Below are 17,506 nucleotides of genomic sequence, written 5' to 3'. Positions count from 1 at the left end.
TCGCACATGGCCAATTCCATCAACGCCTCCGGCACGGACACCTATGTCGGCACGGCGCGCAGCCGCGTCGACGGCCCGGCCAAGGTCACCGGTCAGGCGAAGTACGCGGGCGAATTCTCCGCGCCCGACCTCGCTCACGGCTACGTCGTGTCGAGCGGCATCGCGCGCGGACGCATCACCGCCATCGACACGTCGGCCGCCGAGGCCGTGCCGGGGGTGATCAAGGTTCTCACCCACGAGAACCGCCCGCGTACGGCGTGGCTCGACTACAATTACCAGGACGTGGTGGCCCCCCCCGGCTCGCCGTTCCGGGCCCTCTACGACGACAGGATCCACTACAGCGGCCAGCCCGTCGCCCTCGTGGTGGCGGAGGATTTCGACACCGCGCGCCACGCCGCGTCCCTGGTGACCGTCACCTACGCGGCCGAGGCACCGACCACGGATCTGACTGCCCAGCGAGAGCTAGCCTACGAGCCGCCGAAGAAGCGCTCGGGCATCAAGCCGCCGCCGGCCCCGTGGGGCGATGCGCCGGGCGCGTTCGAATCCGCGCCCATCAAGGTCTCGCAGGATTACCGTCTGGCCGTGGAGCACCACAACCCGATGGAGCCCCACGCTTCCACAGTGGTGTGGGACGGCGACGGCAAGATCACCGTCTACGACAAGATCCAGGGGGTCGCGAACACGCACGGCTACATCGCCGGGGTGTTCGGGATGAAGAAGGAGGATGTCCGCGTCCTCAACCCGTATCTCGGCGGCGGCTTCGGCTCGGGCCTGCGCCCGCAATACCAGCTGTTCCTCGCCGTGCTCGCCGCCCGGGCGCTCGAACGCTCGGTGCGGGTGGTGCTGACCCGCGACCAGATGTTCTCGTTCGGCTACCGCCCCGACGTGCTGCAGACCGTGTCGCTCGGGTCCGATGCCGAGGGAGGCCTCCGGTCGATCCGGCACGAGGCCATCTCCGGCACCTCGAACTTCGAGGATTATCAGGAGGTCGTCGTGAACTGGTCGGGCGTGCTCTACGCCTGCGACAACGTCGCCCTCACCTACAAGCTCGCCCAGCTCGACACCTACACCCCCTCCGACATGCGCGCCCCCGGTGCCGTGACGGGCGTGATGGCGCTCGAAATCGCCATGGACGAACTCGCCCACGAGACGGGGCAGGACCCCATCGCCCTGCGCCTCAAGAACTACAGCGAGTCGGACCGCACTGAGGGCAAGCCGTTCAGCTCGAAATCCCTGCGCGCCTGCTTCGCGGAGGGCGCCGAGCGCTTCGGCTGGTCGACCCGCAACCCGGAGCCCCGCTCCATGCGCGACGGGCGCGAACTCGTCGGTTGGGGCATGGCGACGGGCATCTGGGAATCGATGATGATGCAGTCGAGCGCCAAGGCGACGCTCACGGCCGACGGCCGGCTCGAAGTCGGCAATTCCACCGGCGACATCGGCACCGGGACCTACACGATCCTCACCCAGATCGCCGCCGACACCCTCGGCCTGCGGATGGAGGACGTGACGACGAAGCTCGGCGACACCAACCTCGCCGAGGCGCCGCTGGCCGGCGGCTCGTGGACGGCGGCCTCCTCCGGCACGGCGGTGATGCGCGCCTGTCAGGACATCGCCGGGCAGCTCTTCGCCCTGGCGCGCGGCCTCGACGATTCGCCGCTCGCCAACGTCGATTTCGAACGGGCCGTGTTCCAGGACGGTCGCATTCAGGTCACGGGCGACGAGACGCGCGGCATCGCCATCACGGACGTGCTGAAAGCCACCGGCACCGACAGGCTGGAGGCCACGGGCTCGGCCGGGCCGGATGCCGCCCACCAGAAGGCGTTCGCGCCCTACACCCACTCGGCCGTGTTCGCGGAGGTGAAGATCGACGAAGATCTCGGTGTGGTGCGCGTCACCCGCGTGGTCTCGGCCATCGCGGCCGGCAAGATCATCAACCTCAAGACCGCGCGCAGCCAGATCCTCGGCGGCGTGGTCATGGGGATCGGCTCGGCCCTCGAGGAGGAATCGATGCTCGACCACACGCTCGGCCGGTTCATGAATCACAATCTCGGCGAATATCACGTACCTGTGAATGCCGACATCCACGACATCGACGTGATCTTCGTCGACGAAGAGGACAAGGCCAACCCCATGGGGGTAAAGGGGCTCGGCGAGATCGGTATCGTCGGCACGGCGGCGGCGGTGGCCAACGCGGTGTTCCACGCCACCGGCAAGCGCATCCGGGACCTGCCCATCACCATCGACAAGATCCTGGGCTGAATGGTCCGACGTCTCCGGAGATTCATCGCGCCGGACCCGTGGACGACGCGCTGCCCGGAGCCACCCACCTCATACGATAATGCCTGAGAGTGCGGCGCAATATTTCATATTGCGCCGCACCATAGGTCCTCCATATACCATCCTGGCGGATGGTATTGGAGTTGGCCGTGCTCGGGATAATGGACAAGGCTCGACCCGCGATGCGGATCGGGGACAGCGAAAAGATCACGATCAATCTCGGCTACGTCGATCTCGGACACATCGATCTTCTCGTGTCCGAGAGCGTCTACGCCAACCGATCCGACTTCATCCGCACGGCCGTGCGCAACCAGATCGAGCGGCACGCCGAGGTGACGCGCCAGTCCGTGGCGCGCAAGCGGGTGGAACTCGGCCTGCGCCGCTACGGCCGCGCCGATCTCGAAGCCCACCGCGATGCCGGCACCACCCTCGACATCCGCGTCCTGGGGCTGGCCAGCATCGCTGCCGACGTCTCTCCCGAACTGGCACGCGCCGCCATCGCGTCCATCGAGGTCATGGGCAGCCTGCAGGCGAGCCCGGCCGTCAAGGCAGCCTTGGCCGACCGCCTGCGCTGACCTTCCTCCCGATTTGCGCCCCGGACCGCTCGTCCGTTCCCCGCGTCGCATCGAGCCTGAAAGCGATTGTTTCGATGAGCGATCAACAGAACCGGATGCAGGACCGCATGGCGGACATGATGGAGGCGACCCGCCTCACCGCCAACGGACGCCTGGGCGACGCCTCGGCGCTGATCCAGCGCAGCTTGGGCGACGGCAAGACCAACGGCATGAACGAGCCGCAGGGCGCGGTCTCCCACACGGCCGAGGCCGGTCTCACCGACCGCCTGCGCAAGGTGGTGGAGACCGTGACGCAGGGTCTCGGGCGCAGCGTCGCCCCGGTCCTTCATGGCCTGGGCGTGCAGGGCTTGGGCGTGCAGGGCTTGGGCGGCGGCGCGCAGGAGCCGGGTCAGCGCGGGCTGGATGTGCTCGGCCGCCAGGTGATGGAGCCCGAATCCGTCCGGGACGAGGACAGGTTCGTCGAGCGCTCCTTCACCGGCGAGCACGGGACGCGCGACTACAAGCTGTTCGTGCCCGGCTCACGGGCGCGCAACCGTCCCCTCGTGGTGATGCTCCATGGCTGCAGCCAGTCGCCCGACGACTTCGCCGCCGGCACCGGGATGAACGCGCTGGCCGAGGCGCACGGGTTCACCGTCGCCTATCCGGGCCAGTCCAGCCGGGCCAACGGCCAGCGCTGCTGGAACTGGTTCCAGCCCGGCGAGCAGGACCGCGAGGCCGGCGAGACCGGCATCATCGCCGGCCTGACCCGGGCGGTGATCGCCGAGTACGGGATCGATCCGCGTCAGGTCTTCATCGCCGGCCTGTCGGCGGGCGGAGCGGCGGCGGCCAACGTAGCCCATGCCTACCCCGAACTGTTCGCAGCCGTGGGCATCCATTCGGGGCTGGCGGCGGGCTGCGCCCGTGATGTCTCGGCGGCCCTGACGGTGATGCGCCTGGGTCCCGTGGCCGAAGCGGATTGCATCGCTCCCGTGACCCCGATGCCGACCATCGTCTTCCACGGCGAGAGCGACGGCACGGTCAATCCGCGCAACGGCGCCCAGGCCCTGGCTCAGGCGGGCATCGGCGGTCTGACGCCCGAGACCACGGAGGCCGTCAGCGCGGGCGGCCTGCCCTACCTCCGCACCCGCTACGCCGACACGAAGGGTCACGTCTCCGTCGAGAGCTGGATGGTGCGGGGCCTCGGTCATGCCTGGTCCGGCGGCACCATTGCGGGGAGCTACACCGATCCGCGCGGGCCGGACGCGTCGCGCGCCATGCTGAACTTCTTCCTGGCCAACCCGCTCAAGGCCTGAGCGCGGCGACATTGTCGATGAGGCGGGTGCGGCCGAGATAGGCCGCCGCCAGGACCCGCACGGGGCGATCGGCCCGTGTGACCGGCGCCAGGGTCTCGGCATCGCGGATGTCGAGGTACTGCACGGGCGCGAAGCCGGCGGCTTCCAGGGCGGCGTGCCCCTCGGCCAGGAGCGGCCCCGCCTCGGCCCCCGCCGACAGGCCCTCGGCAATGCCGGTCAGGACCGCGTGCAGCCGGGGCGCCACAGCCCGCTCCTCCGCGCTCAAGTAGCGGTTGCGCGAGGACAGGGCGAGGCCGTCGGACTCCCGCAGGGTCGGCACGCCCAGGATCGCCACGGGCAGGTCGAGGTCGCGCACGGCGCGGCGGATCACCAGGAGCTGCTGGTAGTCCTTCTCGCCGAACAGGGCGATGTCGGGCCGGGCTTGGTTGAGGAGCTTCGTCACCACGGTGGCGACCCCGGAGAAATGTCCCGGCCGGAATGCGCCGCACAGGCCCTGCGTGAGGCCATCGACCTCGATGCGGGTGGAGAAGTCGGGCGGGTACATGGTGGCGACGTCGGGCAGGTAGGCGGCGTCCGCCCCGGCTTCGGCCAACAGGCGAAGGTCGGCCTCGGTGTCGCGCGGATACCGCGAAAAATCCTCGGTGGGGCCGAACTGCGTCGGGTTGACGAAGATGCTCGCCACCACGCGGCGTCCGAGGTCGCGCGCCCGCGCCACGAGAGCGAGGTGGCCGGCGTGCAGGGCGCCCATGGTCGGCACCAGCACCACGGACTCGCCGGCGCGGCGCCACACCGCGACCTGCGCCCGCAAGGGGGCCACGGCCTCGAACCGGAGGATGGCTTGATCGGACACGGGAGGCTCCGTCTGGGTCGCGCGCAGTCTTTCGGATCGTGCGCATGGGATCGCGGGCATGGGCGCAGACCTAATCGCCCCGCCGCTCCGGCGCCAGTCGTCAGGGACAGTAGGGCAGCAGCGGCCGGCCGTAGGGATCGTCGACGCCGAGCGGCGGCGTGAACCCGTAATAGCTCGGCTTGCCGAGACCGTAGGCGGAGCCGACGTAACTCGGATCGCCCGACCGGTCGGTGGGCACAGGCACCCGGCGCGGGATGCAGCCGGCGATCTGCCGGCGCGGAATGGGCAAATGCCGCACCGCGGGGCCGTCACCGTCAGCCCGGGGGAAGTAGCGCGGCAGGGGTTCGGCGTAGGCCGCCTCCGGGTCGTCGAAGCGTCGGCCGGTTTCGGTGAAATCCGCCGCGCGGACGGGCGAGCCGGCCAGGAGCGAGAGGGCGATCAGGCCCATCGGATACCGCCGTTTCCTCGTCTCCGACCTCACCCGCATCGCTCCGCTCCCTGCGCGCCAGGGTTGGCAGAGGGGCGTAAACCGATGGTTAACCATGACGACGTGTCAGGTCCGCCCGTCGAGGTCGGCCAGCCGTCCCCGGTCCGGGACCGAGTGGGTCGAACCGGGGACCGGCCGCGAGAGGCGGCGGGCGAGGTCGGGCAGATCGAGGGCGGTCGCCGGGCCGCGCCCGTAGAGGGCGCCGTCGAGGGCATCGAGGCCGGCGGTGATCTCGGGATTGGCACGCCAGGCCCGCGCGAGGTCCGGTGCCCGCTGGAGGACGGGCGCGAGGTGGGTCCGAAATGCGACCGCATCACCGGCGGCGGCGGCCCTGGCGAGGGCACCCCGGGTGGCACGGTCGAGGCGCGGACGCGGCCGCTTCGGCGCCCCGAACCCGATGAGCGCCAGACCGAGGCCGAACGCGGCCAGGGCCGCCGCCATGACGGCGATGGGCGAAGCGGGCGCCACGGGCTTGGCGTCCTCGTCGCGGTCGGGCAGGCCGCCGCCGATCTGCCGGGCCGGGATCTCCGCCTCGCGCAGGGTGCGCGACACGGTGTCGAACCACGGGATGACGATGGCATCCAACGGGATCACCTCCGCGATGGCCGGCCGGACGTCCCACTGGTAGGTCGCCCGGGCGATGGGGCCCGTGGGGGTGATGATGGTCTCGCGGGTCACGGGGCCGGCGAAGGTGAGGATGCCGCGCGTGCGCATGACCGGCCGGGGCGGCAGGCCTTCGGCGACCATGCCGTGGGCCTCCAGGGTGACGATGCGCCGGGTGCTCTCGCCGATTTTCACCGTCTCCGGGTCGGGACTCCAGGAATCCGTGATGGTGACCTCGCGGGCCGGCAGCCACCACGGCTCCTTGGCGTCGGGGCCGCCCACGGGCTTCGTCCAGTTGGCCACGGAGAGCTGCACCGGGGGCGAGGGCACGTCGACCACTTTGCGGACGCCGCCGTCGTTGATGGTGAGGCGATGGAGGAACGGCTCGATGGTGAAGTCGCCCGCATGGTGCGGGAAGACCGCCACCACCCGGTCGAAGGCGATGGCGTTCTGCCCATCGGGCATTTTCGTTTTCGTCCAGAGGTCGCGGCCGAGTTGGGTCCAGCTGAAGTTCGCCAGCGACGGCTGGATCACCTCCTCCAGCAGGATCGGCTGGCGGTAGACCCCGTGGATGCGCAGCAGCACCATCTCGCGGGAGAACGGATCGGCGTTGCCGTTGCGCTCCGGGGTCACCGTGAGGGTGAGGTCGCCGGGGTCGATCTCGGCGCGGGCGGGGATGGAGAAGAGAAGCAGGATTGGCAGAACGCAGGCTGCGAATGCGCCCATGCTCGCACGCGCGAACCAATTTCGAGACGAGCGCGGGTCCCCTCTCCTGGAAGGAGAGGGACAGGGTGAGGTGTGCGACCTTTCCGGAGAGTTCGCACACCTCACCCCAACCCTCTCCTTCCAGGAGAGGGAGCCGGGTGTGGCTCCTCCGCCAGGACTGGCCAGGGACGACGGTTTGGGCTCGCGGCCAAAGCTCACCATGGGTTGCTTCCCCCCGGCACCGCGGTGCCGGCCTCCACGCGCACGGCCTGCTCGGCCTTGAGCCGCAGCTTGAGATAGCGGCCGGGATCGTCGGGCAGGGTCTGGAGCCAGAGGCGGTCGGGCCGGATCTCGTGGGCCTCGAAGCTCTTCGTCACCCGGCGCACCTCCTTCTCGGGGGCGGCGGCGACCATGGCCGAGCCAGCGCCCATGCGCCCGCGCCCGGCGGCGTCGCTGGCCGAACCGCGCGCCTCGCCCTTGCCGGACTCCACCGAGACCTGCTCGGCCTTGCCGCGCCGCGCCACCTTGCTGTTGCCCGGCGTCGAGGAAGTGGTGCCACCCTCCTTGTTGCCGGCCAGTCCCTCGCCGCTTGACGTCGCCTGGGTGTCGTCGTTGGGGTCCTGGTTCGCGGTCTTGTTGTAACGCGCGCCCGTGGTCGCCGTGGCATTGGCGACCCCGCCGCCCTTGCCGGGATCGCCGGCCCCCTCGTCGACGAGGCGGGCGATGAGCGAGCGGTTGGCCTGGGCGTCGGCGTCGCGCGGGTTGTAGGTGAGCGCCGCGTCGTAGGCGTCCAGCGCCCCTTGCAGGTCGCCGGCCCTGGCGAGGGCGTTGCCGAGATTGTACGCGCCGCGCCGCCCGGCGGCGCGGAACAGGGCGGCGGCCTCCTCGAAACGCCCCGCCTGATAGAGGGCGGGTCCGCGCCAGGCCGGATCGTCGAGGATGGCGGCGGCGGCCCCGGGCAGGCCGAGGCCCATGAGGGTGCGTCCGAGGCCGGTGCGCGGCTGCGACACCAGGGCGAGGCCGAGGATGCCGACCGCCGCCAACCCGAGGCCGGCGAGGCGCGCCCATGTGGTCCAGCGGCGTGGGAGGGCGAACGGAAATGCGCGGCGCATCAGGCGCTCCGGCGGAACAGGGCCAGCGCCGGCAGGAGCGCCAGCAGGATCAGCCAGCGCCCGAGATCGGCGAAGGCCAGGACGGTGTAGCCGCCGGCGGCGAGATGCTGGGCCGTGCTCGCACCCACGGCATCGAGGACCGGTGTCGGGGCATCGAGGTCGGCGAGCCGCCCGCCGCCCGTGGCGACGAGGCGCTCCAGGGCCGCGCGGTTCGGTTTCGGCGAGCCGGCCGGGAGGCCCGGACCGGCGGGCACGAAGACGCCGCTCAGGGCCCATCCCTTGGCCCGGATCGCCGCGGCCTCGCGGGCGGCGGCGTCCCCGATGCCGTCGCCGTCCGTCACCAGCACCACGTCGCCGGCGATGACGCCGGCCTCCGAGAGGGTCCGGCGGGCGAGCGCCAGGCCGCGCTCGGGGTGGGTGCCCCGGTCGGGCACCGTATCGCCGTCGAGGGCGAACAGGGTGGACGCGAGGGCATCGCGGTCGGTGGTGGGCGGAATCGCCAGGTAGGCGTCGCCGGCATAGACCACCACGGCGACGCTGCGGGTGCCGGCCGCCTGGGCGACGCCCTCGGCGATCTGGCGCACGTCCTTGAGGCGCCCGCCCTCGGCGACGGAGCGCGAGAGATCGACCACCACGACGGTGGCGTCGAGGTTGCGGAAGGTGGTGGCGTCGGGCCGCTCCACGGCCGGTCCCGTGAGCGCCACGGCGATGAGGCCGGCGGCCAGCGCCGCAGCGAGGTTCGCCTGCCGCCGCCCGCCGAGCACGGCACCGCGCTTGGCCAGAAGCGCCATGAGGCCGGGATCGACGGCCTTGGCCCAATCGCCCAGGGGCGCCGAGCGCCAGGCGGCGCGCAGGGCCAGGGCCACGACGAGCGGAATCGCCGCGAGCCACCAGGGCCGCAGGACCGCGAGGGTGTCGAGGAGGCTCACGCGACCCGCCTCGCCGCGAGAAGGCCGGCCGCGCACAGGAACGCGACGGCGGCGGGCCACGGCCACAGGTCCTTGCGCAGCGGGAGCGGCGGTGCCTTGGCGCGCCCGCCCTCGATCTCGTCGATGGCGTCCGCCATGCCGACGAGATCCTCGGTGGTCTTCACGCGGAACATCCGGCCGCCGGTGAGCTCGGCGATCTCCCGCAGGGTCTCGGTGTCGACCACGTCCTGCTCGCCCTCGGCGTTGGAGAGGTCGCGGGGCCCGAGCGCGATGGTGTGGACCCGGACCCCGAGTTCCTTGGCGAGGCCCGCGACATCGCGTGGCGTGGTCTGGCCGGCGTTGTTGGCTCCGTCCGTCATCAGGATCACCACCTTGGCGGTCACGGGCGGGCCGGCCTCGCCGGTCTCGGCCGAGGGCGGCGGGGTGAGGCGCTTCAGGGCGAGGCCGAGGCCGTCGCCGATGCCGGTGGAGCGGCCCACGAGCCCGATGGTCGCCTCGTCCAGCGCCCGGGCGACGGTGGCGGTGTCGAAGCTCGGGCTCGCGGCGACGTAGGATTCGTTGGCGAAGATCACGAGGCCGATGCGGTCGCCGGCCCGGCGGCGGATGAAGTCGGTGCCGACGCGCTTGACCGCCGCGAGGCGGTTCACCGTCTGGCCGTCGAGGGCGAAGTCGCGCCGCTCCATGCTGCCGGACAGATCCATCACCAGCATGATCTCACGGCCCGACGCCGGCAGCGCCGTGGCGGGCAGGACGAGGCGCGGGCCGGCGAGCGCCACCACCAGGGCCGCCCACAGGGTCCAGACCAGCACGGCGCGACCGCGCCCGCGCGCGGCGACGCTGTCGCCCCGGGCCGCCGCGGCGACGAGGGAGGCGGGCACGCGCAGGGCCCCGCTCGAGCCGACGCGCTCGGCCGGCATCAGGCGGGCGGCCAGAAGCGGCAGGGGGAGGAGCAGCAGGGCGTAGGGGCTCGCGAGGTCGAACGCCGAGGCCAGCGCGGTGAGCCAGTTCGGCATGCTCAGGCCCCGATCCGCTGCATCAGCCGGACGAGCTCGGCGTCGATGGCCTCGGGCTCCGGCGGATCGCGGCGATACAGCCCATCGGCGAAGGTTCGGCCGGCGCCCTTGGTGAAGAAGTCCGTGGCGAACAGGCCGTCGAGGGTGGCGGCCCAGGCGTTCCCCTGCGTCGAGGCCGCCGCGTCGCCCCGCAGGGTGCGGGCGAGACGGCGGAGGAGTCGCGCCTGGGCGACCCGGCGCGGCCCCGGCGGCAGGGCATTGGCGGCGGCGAGTTCGCGCGCGGCGACCCGGCGCACGGTGCCCCGCTGCCGCGCGCGCAAGAACCGTACGAGGCCGACGAGCAAAGCCGCCGTGAAACCGAGCGCGATGGCGAGGACCACGGGCCCCTGCGCCGCGCCGGCGGCCTCGGCGGGCAGGTGCAGGCCGCGCAGCTGGTCGAGGCTGGCGGGGATGTCGGCGGGGGCGTTTGCGGGATTCATGGGCACCATCCGTCGGCGCGGATTTCAGAGCACCGCATCGAGCCGTTCCATGAGGGGGGCATAGGCCTCGGGACCCGCCTCGACGTCGAGGCGCAGGCCCTCGATGCCGCGCCGCGCATATTCCACGAGGCGGGCATCGGCGTCGCCCGGCGGGCGATCCGCGCGGCTCGCCTGGACCGTGCCACGCCGGCCGTCCGGGGTGGCGAAGGGGTAGAAGCCCGGCGGGCGGGCGCGCTCGAAGGCGTCGCTCACCAGCACGAGGCGGATCGACAGGCGCTCGGCCATCACCGTGAGGAGGTGGTCGAAATCCTCCCCCGGATTGTCCAGGGCCGTGCCGAGGACGAGGTGGCCTCCCGACGGCAGCAGGCTCCGGGCCAGGGTGAGGGCGCGCGACAGGGGCGGGTCCTGGGTGCTCACCTCCGCCAGGGCCCGGGCATGCGCCATGGCGAGCGCCCCGGTGACGGCGGTCATGGCGCGCTCGCCCCCGGCCGGGCGCAGCACCACGGGTTCGCCGGCGCCCGCCACCACGAGGCCGACCCGGCCGCCATCGCCGGCCACCCGCCAGCCGAGGAGCACCAGGGCCTCGGCGGCGGCCACCGAGCGCAGGGCCCGGCGGGTGCCGAACAGCATGGACGGCCGGAAATCCACGAGCAGCACCACGGCGCGGTCGCGCTCGTCGTGGTGGGTGCGGACATGCAGGATGCCCGTGCGTGCGGTGGCGTTGCGGTCGATGTGGCGGCGGTCGTCGCCCTCCGACCACAGGCGCACGTCGTCGGGCTCCGAGCCGCGCCCGCGCCGCCGGGTGACGATGCCGCCGGGCAGCCCCGCGAGGGTACGGGTCGCCGGGGACGTGCCGCGCCGGGCGAGGTGGCGCAAACCCATGAGGGCCTCGCCCGAGAGGTGGATGCCGGGCGCCTGCGTCGGATCGGGAACGGACGAGGAAGCCATGGCGACGGTCAGAGCGCCCGCACCCGTTGGACGAGGTCTCCGATGAGGCCGCGCGCGGTCTTGCCCTCGGCGGCGGCTCGCCAGGTGAGGCCGATGCGGTGGGCCAGGGCGTCGGCGGCGAGCTCGGCGATGTCCTCGGGGATGACGTGGTCGCGCCCGCGCAGATAGGCGCGGGCCTTGCCGGCGAGCATGAGGGCGAGGGTCCCGCGCGGCGAGGCCGGGTGCTCGATGGCGGCGCGGAGATCGGGCGCGGCCGAATCCGTGCGGGTGCCGGCCACCAGCCGCACGAGGTAGTCCTTGAGGGCGGGCGCGACGTAGACGCCGAGCGCCGCCTCCCGCGCGGCGCGGATCTCGGCCACGGAGAGCTTCACCGGCATCGCCTCGGCGTGGTGGTTCAGTTCGCCCTCGACGAGGTCGAGGATGCGGCGCTCGGCGGCCTCGTCGGGCATCTCCACCACCACGTGGAGCAGGAAGCGGTCGAGCTGGGCCTCCGGCAGGGGGAAGGTGCCGGCATGCTCGATGGGGTTCTGGGTCGCCACCACCATGAACGGGTCGGGCAGGCCGTGGGTGTGGCCCGAGACGGTGATCTGCCCCTCCGCCATGGCCTCGAGCAGGGCCGACTGGACCTTCGGCGGCGCCCGGTTGACCTCGTCGACGAGGACGAGGGAATGGAACAGGGGGCCGGGCAGGAACTCGAAGTCGCCGGCATCCTGACGCCAGACGGTGGTGCCGGTGAGGTCGGCCGGCATGAGGTCGGGCGTGCACTGGATGCGGGCGAAGCTGCCGTCGAGGCCGTCCGACAGGCGCTTGACGGCGCGGGTCTTGGCCAGACCCGGCGCGCCCTCGATGAGGAGGTGGCCGCCGGTGAGCAGGCCGATGAGCAGGCGCTCCACCATGGCATCGGCGCCGATGAGCCCGTGCAGCAGGCCGTCGCGCAGAGCGAGCACACGCTCGCGCAGGGCGGGATCGACGGGGGACGCGGCCGGACGCTCGGCGAGCATGGCGCCGCTCATGCACAAGCTCCCGCGATGGCGGGCACTGCCTTCGGGGCAAGGACGGTGATCCGTACCATGCGCGTCTCCTCGACGTTTTTTGGGTGCGGATTCTTAAGCGATCCACATCCTTCGGGTGTGCCGGTGCGGGGGTCCAGCGTCAATCCCGCCTGCGCGGCCGGAAAGCCGCATGGTCGGCCTCGGGCAAATTGCCCGACCGCGCGTGGTCGGCGATCATGGGCGGCCCTCCATCTCGCCACCCCTCGCCGGAGCCCGCCCCGTGACCACGGACCTCTTCCCCGGTTTCTCCGCCCCCTGGATCGACATCCCGGCCGGGCGCTTCTTCGCCCGGATCGGTGGGCCGAAGGACGCGCCGCCGGTCGTGATGCTCCACGGGTTTCCCCAGACCCATGCGTGCTGGCACCGGATCGCGCCGGCTCTGGCCGAGACCCATCGGGTGATCTGCCTCGACCTCAAGGGCTACGGCTGGTCGGCGGCCCCCGAAGGCGACACGCGCCACGAGGCTTATGCCAAGCGCACCCTCGGGCGGGACGTCGTCGCCGTGATGGAGCATCTCGGCCACGTGCATTTCGCGCTCGTGGGGCACGATCGCGGGGCGCGCGTCGGCTACCGCCTGGCGCTCGACGAGCCCGGCCGCGTCGCGCGCCTCGCGCTCCTCGATATCCTGCCGACCCTGGTGCAGTGGGAGCGCATCGAGGCGTCGAGCGGGTCCGCCCACTGGAAGTCCCTGGCCCGCCCGGCGCCCGAGCCGGAGGCCGAGATCGGACGCGATCCCGACGGATACTTCGAGGGCCTGCTGCGCGACTGGAGCAACGCCAAATCCCTGGACGCCTTCGCGCCCGCCGCCCTCGCCCTCTATCGGCAGGGCTGGAATGTGCCCGAGCGCATTCATGCGATGTGCGAGGATTACCGCGCCGGGGCGACCCGCGACCGCGAGGCGGATCTCGCCGACCTCGCCGCCCAGCGCACGATCACCTGCCCGACCCTGATCCTGGCCGGCGATGGCTACCTCGACCGCAGCGCCGAGACGCCACTGACCGCCTGGCAGCGCACCTTCGCGCCGAACGCGACGGCCGTCGACCTCACGTCGGGGCACTTCCCGGCGGAGGAGAACCCGGAAGGGACGCTCCAGGCCCTGCGCGCCTTCCTGGCAGCCTAGACGGGCCTGTCACGGTTCCGTCACGCGGGATGGCGATGAGACGAGATGCCCTTCTCCTCGCCCCTTCCCGAATTCGTCAATTCCGCCGTCAGCCTCATCGTCGCCTTTGGCCTCGGCACCCTCATCGGGGCCGAGCGCCAGTATCGGCAGCGCACGGCGGGCCTGCGCACCAACGTCCTCGTGGCCGTGGGGGCCGCGGCCTTCGTCGATCTCGGCATGCGGCTCGAGGGCGCGGCGGGCGGCACCCGCACGGTGGCCTACGTGATCTCCGGTGTCGGCTTCCTCGGGGCCGGCGTGATCATGAAGGAGGGCATGAACGTGCGCGGCCTCAACACCGCCGCGACCCTGTGGTGCTCGGCGGCCGTGGGCGCCTTCGCCGGCGCCGACTTCCCCCTGGAGGCCACCTTCGTCACGGCGGCCGTCCTCGCCGGCAACACCCTCTTGCGGCCGCTGGTCAACGCCATCAACCGCGCGCCCATCGACGAGAGCCAGACGGAGGCGACCTACGAGGTGCAGGTAACGGTGCAGGCGGAGTCCGTCGGACCCGCCCGCGACCTCCTCGTCGAGCGCCTGGAGGCGGCGAACTATCCGGTGGGCGGGATCGAGGTGGTGGAGCGCGGCGAGGACACCGTCGAGGTGGTGGCGACCCTCGTCGCCACGGCGGTGGCGGCGGCCGAACTCGACGCCGTGACGGTTTCCCTGGAACGCATGCCCTTCGTCACGCACGCCACGTGGTCGGTGCAGACCGCCGATTGAGCGTGCGCCCGCACACCTCGAACGCACGGGGCCACATTGCCGCGGGATGATCCGCGCCCGACCTCTGAGGCATCGGGTTCGCACGCTCCGGCTTCGGGCCGGCGCCGATCCCAGCCTTATAGAGGATCGAGCACCATGGCAGACCAGAAGAACGCGCTCATCGTCGGGGCCTCGCGCGGCCTCGGTCTCGGCCTCGTCGAGACCTTCCTGCAGCGCGGCTGGCGGGTCACCGCCACCCAGCGCTCGACCTCGCCGGGGCTCGCGGCCCTGTCGTCCGGCGCGTTGCGTGTCGAGACCGCCGATATCGACGACGACGGCGCCGTCGCCGCCCTTCACGAAACCCTCTCGGGTGAGCGCTACGATCTGATCTTCGTGGTCGCCGGGGTCGCGACCCAAGCGCACGATCCGCTCCACGCGGTGCCGCGCGACGTCGCCGCCCAGGTCTACCTCACCAATGCGGTGAGCCCGATCCGCTTCGCCGAGACCTTCCTCGACCGGCTGGCACCGAAGGGCCTCGTCGCCTTCATGAGCTCGATCCTCGGCAGCGTCGGCCTCAACGAAGCAGGGGGCTGGGAGAATTACCGGGCGAGCAAGGCGGCGCTCAACACCCTCGCGCGCAGCTTCGAGATCCGCCACCGCGACGCCGGTTTCGGCGTGGTGCTGATGCATCCGGGCTGGGTCCGCACGGAGATGGGCGGCGCGGACGCGGACATCGACGTTGCCACCAGCGTCACCGGCATGACCGACGTGATCGGGGGCCATCTCGGCCGAACCGGCTGCGTCTATGTCGATTACACCGGCAAGACGCTCGACTGGTGAGGGCGCTCGACTGGTGAGGACCACGCGATCGCCCCGGATCACCGGGGCGGTCAGGTCCTACCGGCTCAGCGGCGGGCGGCCGCGCCGTTCCACGATGACGGGCGGGCGGGTGCGGCGCTCGACGATGACCGTCCGCGGCGCCCGGTTCGGGCTGCCAGCGGTCAGGATGCGCTCGGGCATCCGCTCGGGCTTGGCCTTGGCGGCAGCCAGGACGTGCGGACGGATCTCGTCGGCGGTCAGGCCGATCAGGCCGGCGGCGATCTCGACCTGATGCTCGACTTCGTCGGCGAGATCCTGCGCGGCCGCCACGGCCTCCGGGATCGTCGGCGGCTCCCGGCGCACGCGGATCGGCGGCAGGTCCTTGAAGGATTTCTGGGTCTTCTTCACGGCAGGACTCGCGCTCGGCATTCCACCATCATACGCCGTCGGCCGGTTATGTGCAGTGCACAAAATCGCCTCGGGCGGTTGCGTCGCGCACATTGCTGGGAAGCCTGTACCGCTCCCTGAGCAGAACGCCGCGGTCTCGAAGCAAATGGCGCGCCGGCCGCGAAGGTCTGTTTTGGCAAGCACGAAGCTGCCACGCCGTTGCGGCTGGGAGGGGCAAGGCGGATAATGCGGCCATGCTCGACGAACATCTCGATACCTCCGATCCGCGCCTCACGCCCGCGCGGCCCGATCTGGCCGACAGTCGGCTGCGCGGCCGGATCGAGGCGGCCCACTACGTCGCCGGGGAGGCGCGCCGCATCGTCGTGCCGTCGGCGCCCCTGCGGCGCTCGCCCCGGTTCGATGCGGCCGTCGACACCGAGGCGGTGATGGGCGATGCGGTGACGCTCTACGAGGCCGAGGAAGGCTTCGCCTGGGTCCGCCTGGGCCATGACGGCTATGTCGGCTACCTGGCGGAGGCCGCCCTCGGGCCGGTCGATCCGACGCCGACCCACCGGGTCACGGCGCTTCGGACCTTCCTGTATCCCGGCCCCGACCTGAAACTCCCCGCCACCGGATACCTGACCCTCGGCGCCAGAATGGCGGTGGTGGGGCAGGCGGGCCACTACTGGCGCCTCGCCACGGGCGATCATGTCTTCGCCGGCCATTGTGCGGCACTTGGCCAGACGGAGTCCGATTTCGCCGGCACCGCCGAGCGCCTCGTCGGCACGCCCTACCTCTGGGGCGGCCGCACCAGCCTCGGCCTCGACTGCTCGGGCCTCGTCCAGCTCTGCCTCGCCGTCGCGGGGATCGCGGCTCCGCGCGATGCCGACCAGCAGGAACGGGGCCTCGGCCACGCCCTGCCGCCCGGCCTCGACGGCTTGCGGCGCGGCGACCTCGTGTTCTGGCGCGGCCATGTCGGGCTCATGCTCGACGCCACCCGGCTCATCCACGCCAACGGCTTCCACATGGCGGTGGCGGTGGAACCCTTGAGCGAAGCCGTCGCCCGCATCCTGGAGAACAGCTACGGGCCGGTGACGTCGATCCGACGCCTCACCCCTTCAGCCGCATCTTGATCCGGTAGATCAGGCCGTCGCGCACGTCGCGGTAGCCGTCCAGGCGCTGGTCGCGGGACCCTTCGTGAAAGTTGGTCGGGTCGGGCGTCGGCCAGTACTCCACCTCGACGGCGTTGGTGCGGGTAAGTTCGAGGGCCGCATGGTGGGCTTCGGGCGCCAGGGTGACGATGAGGTCGAAGTTCAGGCCCTCCCACTCCTCAAGTTCGGCCAGGGTGCGCGGCTTGTGACGCGCGGCGTCGATGCCGATCTCATCGAGGGCGGCCACCATGAACGGGTCGGCGGGCTCGCCCGAGCGGACGCCGGCCGACTGCACGTAGATGGACTTGCCGAAGTAGTGGCGCGCGATGGCCTCCGCCGCCAGCGAGCGCACGGCGTTGAAGTTGCACATGAACAGGGCCGATTGGACGCGCTTCTTCTTCGGGCCGGCCTCGTCCGCCATCCGGTCACTGCCTCCGGGCACTCAGGCACGATGCTCCAGGAAACGCCGCTCAGGCCTTCCAGTGCAAGGCGAAGACCAGGGTGAAGAGGCGCCGCGCCGTCTGGTGATCGAGATCGACCTTGCCTTCGAGGCGCTGCTTGAGGAGGTCTGACGCCTCGTTGTGCAGGCCGCGCCGGCCCATGTCGATGGCCTCGATCTGGGTCGGCGAGGCCGTCTTGATGGCGTTGTAGTAGCTCTCGCAGATCATTTCGTAGTCGCGGATCACCCGGCGGAACGGGGTCAGCGACAGGAGGTGCGTCATCACCGGATCGCCGGATTCATGGCGGATCGCGAAGGCGAGCTTGCTCTCGACGAGGCCCAGTGTGAGGGCGAACGGTCCCTCGCGGCCGGGAATCGCGAAGCTGTTCTCTTCGAGGATGTCGAAGATCGCGATGGCGCGCTCATGCTCCTGGTCGGGGTTGCCCCGGCCGATGGACTCCTCGTCGAGGGTCACCGCCACGAGGCGGTTGGGAGATTTCGGCTCCGTGGATCTGGCTGCGCCGGGCATCATC

Annotated in this window: 19 protein-coding genes; 7 read left to right on the top strand and 12 right to left on the bottom strand. The window is 71.7% G+C overall.

Annotated features, from left to right (window positions below; genetic code table 11):
* The first annotated feature begins 6 nt into the window (after positions 1-6).
* From MKK49_RS04920 to MKK49_RS04910, 3 genes are all read left to right on the top strand, one after another.
* The gene (locus tag MKK49_RS04920) at positions 7-2,259 is read left to right on the top strand and encodes a xanthine dehydrogenase family protein molybdopterin-binding subunit (RefSeq protein ID WP_244026941.1); all 2,253 of its coding nucleotides are present in this window, start codon (positions 7-9) and stop codon (positions 2,257-2,259) included.
* A 200-nt stretch (positions 2,260-2,459) separates the two neighbouring features.
* The gene (locus tag MKK49_RS04915) at positions 2,460-2,852 is read left to right on the top strand and encodes a CopG family transcriptional regulator (RefSeq protein ID WP_244026940.1); all 393 of its coding nucleotides are present in this window, start codon (positions 2,460-2,462) and stop codon (positions 2,850-2,852) included.
* A gap of 74 nt (positions 2,853-2,926) precedes the next feature.
* Entirely contained in the window at positions 2,927-4,144 is a 1,218-nt protein-coding gene (locus MKK49_RS04910; RefSeq protein WP_244026939.1) for an alpha/beta hydrolase family esterase, read from the top strand.
* On the opposite strand, the gene panC is transcribed toward MKK49_RS04910, so the two are convergent.
* The 9 genes from panC to MKK49_RS04865 all read right to left on the bottom strand — a co-directional run bounded on the left by panC (position 4,134) and on the right by MKK49_RS04865 (position 12,283).
* Entirely contained in the window at positions 4,134-4,994 is an 861-nt protein-coding gene (gene panC, locus MKK49_RS04905) for a pantoate--beta-alanine ligase (protein WP_244026938.1), read from the bottom strand. The genes MKK49_RS04910 and panC overlap by 11 nt on opposite strands.
* A gap of 100 nt (positions 4,995-5,094) precedes the next feature.
* Complete coding sequence (locus MKK49_RS04900; protein WP_244026937.1) at positions 5,095-5,442, bottom strand: hypothetical protein; 348 nt, start codon at positions 5,440-5,442, stop codon at positions 5,095-5,097.
* Positions 5,443-5,547: 105 nt separating this feature from the next.
* Entirely contained in the window at positions 5,548-6,810 is a 1,263-nt protein-coding gene (locus MKK49_RS04895) for a hypothetical protein (RefSeq protein WP_244026936.1), read from the bottom strand.
* Between the two features lie 194 nt (positions 6,811-7,004).
* Positions 7,005-7,901, bottom strand: a complete 897-nt coding sequence (locus MKK49_RS04890) for a tetratricopeptide repeat protein (protein ID WP_244026935.1) — start codon at positions 7,899-7,901, stop codon at positions 7,005-7,007.
* The gene (locus MKK49_RS04885; RefSeq protein ID WP_244026934.1) at positions 7,901-8,830 is read right to left on the bottom strand and encodes a vWA domain-containing protein; all 930 of its coding nucleotides are present in this window, start codon (positions 8,828-8,830) and stop codon (positions 7,901-7,903) included. The genes MKK49_RS04890 and MKK49_RS04885 overlap by 1 nt, the downstream gene beginning before the upstream one ends.
* Positions 8,827-9,843: a VWA domain-containing protein gene (locus MKK49_RS04880; protein ID WP_244026933.1), complete on the bottom strand. Its 1,017-nt coding sequence runs from the start codon at positions 9,841-9,843 to the stop codon at positions 8,827-8,829. Before MKK49_RS04880 ends, MKK49_RS04885 begins: the two co-directional genes overlap by 4 nt.
* 2 nt (positions 9,844-9,845) lie before the next feature.
* On the bottom strand, positions 9,846-10,322 hold the full coding sequence (locus MKK49_RS04875; RefSeq protein WP_244026932.1) for a DUF4381 family protein: 477 nt from the start codon (positions 10,320-10,322) through the stop codon (positions 9,846-9,848).
* Between the two features lie 24 nt (positions 10,323-10,346).
* Positions 10,347-11,270: a DUF58 domain-containing protein gene (locus MKK49_RS04870; protein WP_244026931.1), complete on the bottom strand. Its 924-nt coding sequence runs from the start codon at positions 11,268-11,270 to the stop codon at positions 10,347-10,349.
* Between the two features lie 8 nt (positions 11,271-11,278).
* On the bottom strand, positions 11,279-12,283 hold the full coding sequence (locus MKK49_RS04865; protein WP_244026930.1) for an AAA family ATPase: 1,005 nt from the start codon (positions 12,281-12,283) through the stop codon (positions 11,279-11,281).
* A gap of 259 nt (positions 12,284-12,542) precedes the next feature.
* Between MKK49_RS04865 and MKK49_RS04860 the strand changes: the two genes are divergently transcribed.
* From MKK49_RS04860 to MKK49_RS04850, 3 genes are all read left to right on the top strand, one after another.
* The gene (locus tag MKK49_RS04860) at positions 12,543-13,442 is read left to right on the top strand and encodes an alpha/beta fold hydrolase (protein ID WP_244026929.1); all 900 of its coding nucleotides are present in this window, start codon (positions 12,543-12,545) and stop codon (positions 13,440-13,442) included.
* Between the two features lie 45 nt (positions 13,443-13,487).
* Entirely contained in the window at positions 13,488-14,198 is a 711-nt protein-coding gene (locus tag MKK49_RS04855; protein ID WP_244026928.1) for an MgtC/SapB family protein, read from the top strand.
* Between the two features lie 135 nt (positions 14,199-14,333).
* Positions 14,334-15,017 carry an SDR family oxidoreductase gene (locus MKK49_RS04850; RefSeq protein ID WP_244026927.1) on the top strand — a complete coding sequence of 228 codons (684 nt, stop codon included), beginning with the start codon at positions 14,334-14,336 and terminating at the stop codon, positions 15,015-15,017.
* Between the two features lie 57 nt (positions 15,018-15,074).
* Here MKK49_RS04850 and MKK49_RS04845 read toward each other — a convergent pair whose 3' ends face one another.
* Positions 15,075-15,404, bottom strand: coding sequence for a hypothetical protein (locus MKK49_RS04845; protein WP_244026926.1), 330 nt, complete (start codon positions 15,402-15,404; stop codon positions 15,075-15,077).
* A 233-nt stretch (positions 15,405-15,637) separates the two neighbouring features.
* Between MKK49_RS04845 and MKK49_RS04840 the strand changes: the two genes are divergently transcribed.
* Complete coding sequence (locus MKK49_RS04840) at positions 15,638-16,516, top strand: C40 family peptidase (RefSeq protein ID WP_244026925.1); 879 nt, start codon at positions 15,638-15,640, stop codon at positions 16,514-16,516.
* Here the strand turns inward: MKK49_RS04840 and MKK49_RS04835 are convergent.
* Both MKK49_RS04835 and MKK49_RS04830 read right to left on the bottom strand, forming a co-directional pair.
* The gene (locus tag MKK49_RS04835; protein ID WP_244026924.1) at positions 16,494-16,955 is read right to left on the bottom strand and encodes a low molecular weight phosphatase family protein; all 462 of its coding nucleotides are present in this window, start codon (positions 16,953-16,955) and stop codon (positions 16,494-16,496) included. The two genes, MKK49_RS04840 and MKK49_RS04835, sit on opposite strands and share 23 nt — an antisense overlap.
* Positions 16,956-17,004: 49 nt before the next feature.
* A complete protein-coding gene (locus tag MKK49_RS04830) occupies positions 17,005-17,505 on the bottom strand; it encodes a UPF0262 family protein (protein WP_244026923.1) in 501 nt (166 codons plus the stop codon).
* Between the last annotated feature and the right edge of the window lies 1 nt (position 17,506).

The sequence above is a fragment of the Methylobacterium sp. J-090 genome (assembly GCF_022829345.1).
Classification (GTDB): Bacteria; Pseudomonadota; Alphaproteobacteria; order Rhizobiales; family Beijerinckiaceae; genus Methylobacterium.
The sequence above is the reverse complement of the archived record's forward strand: the minus strand, read 5'-3'. Positions and strand labels throughout refer to the sequence as shown.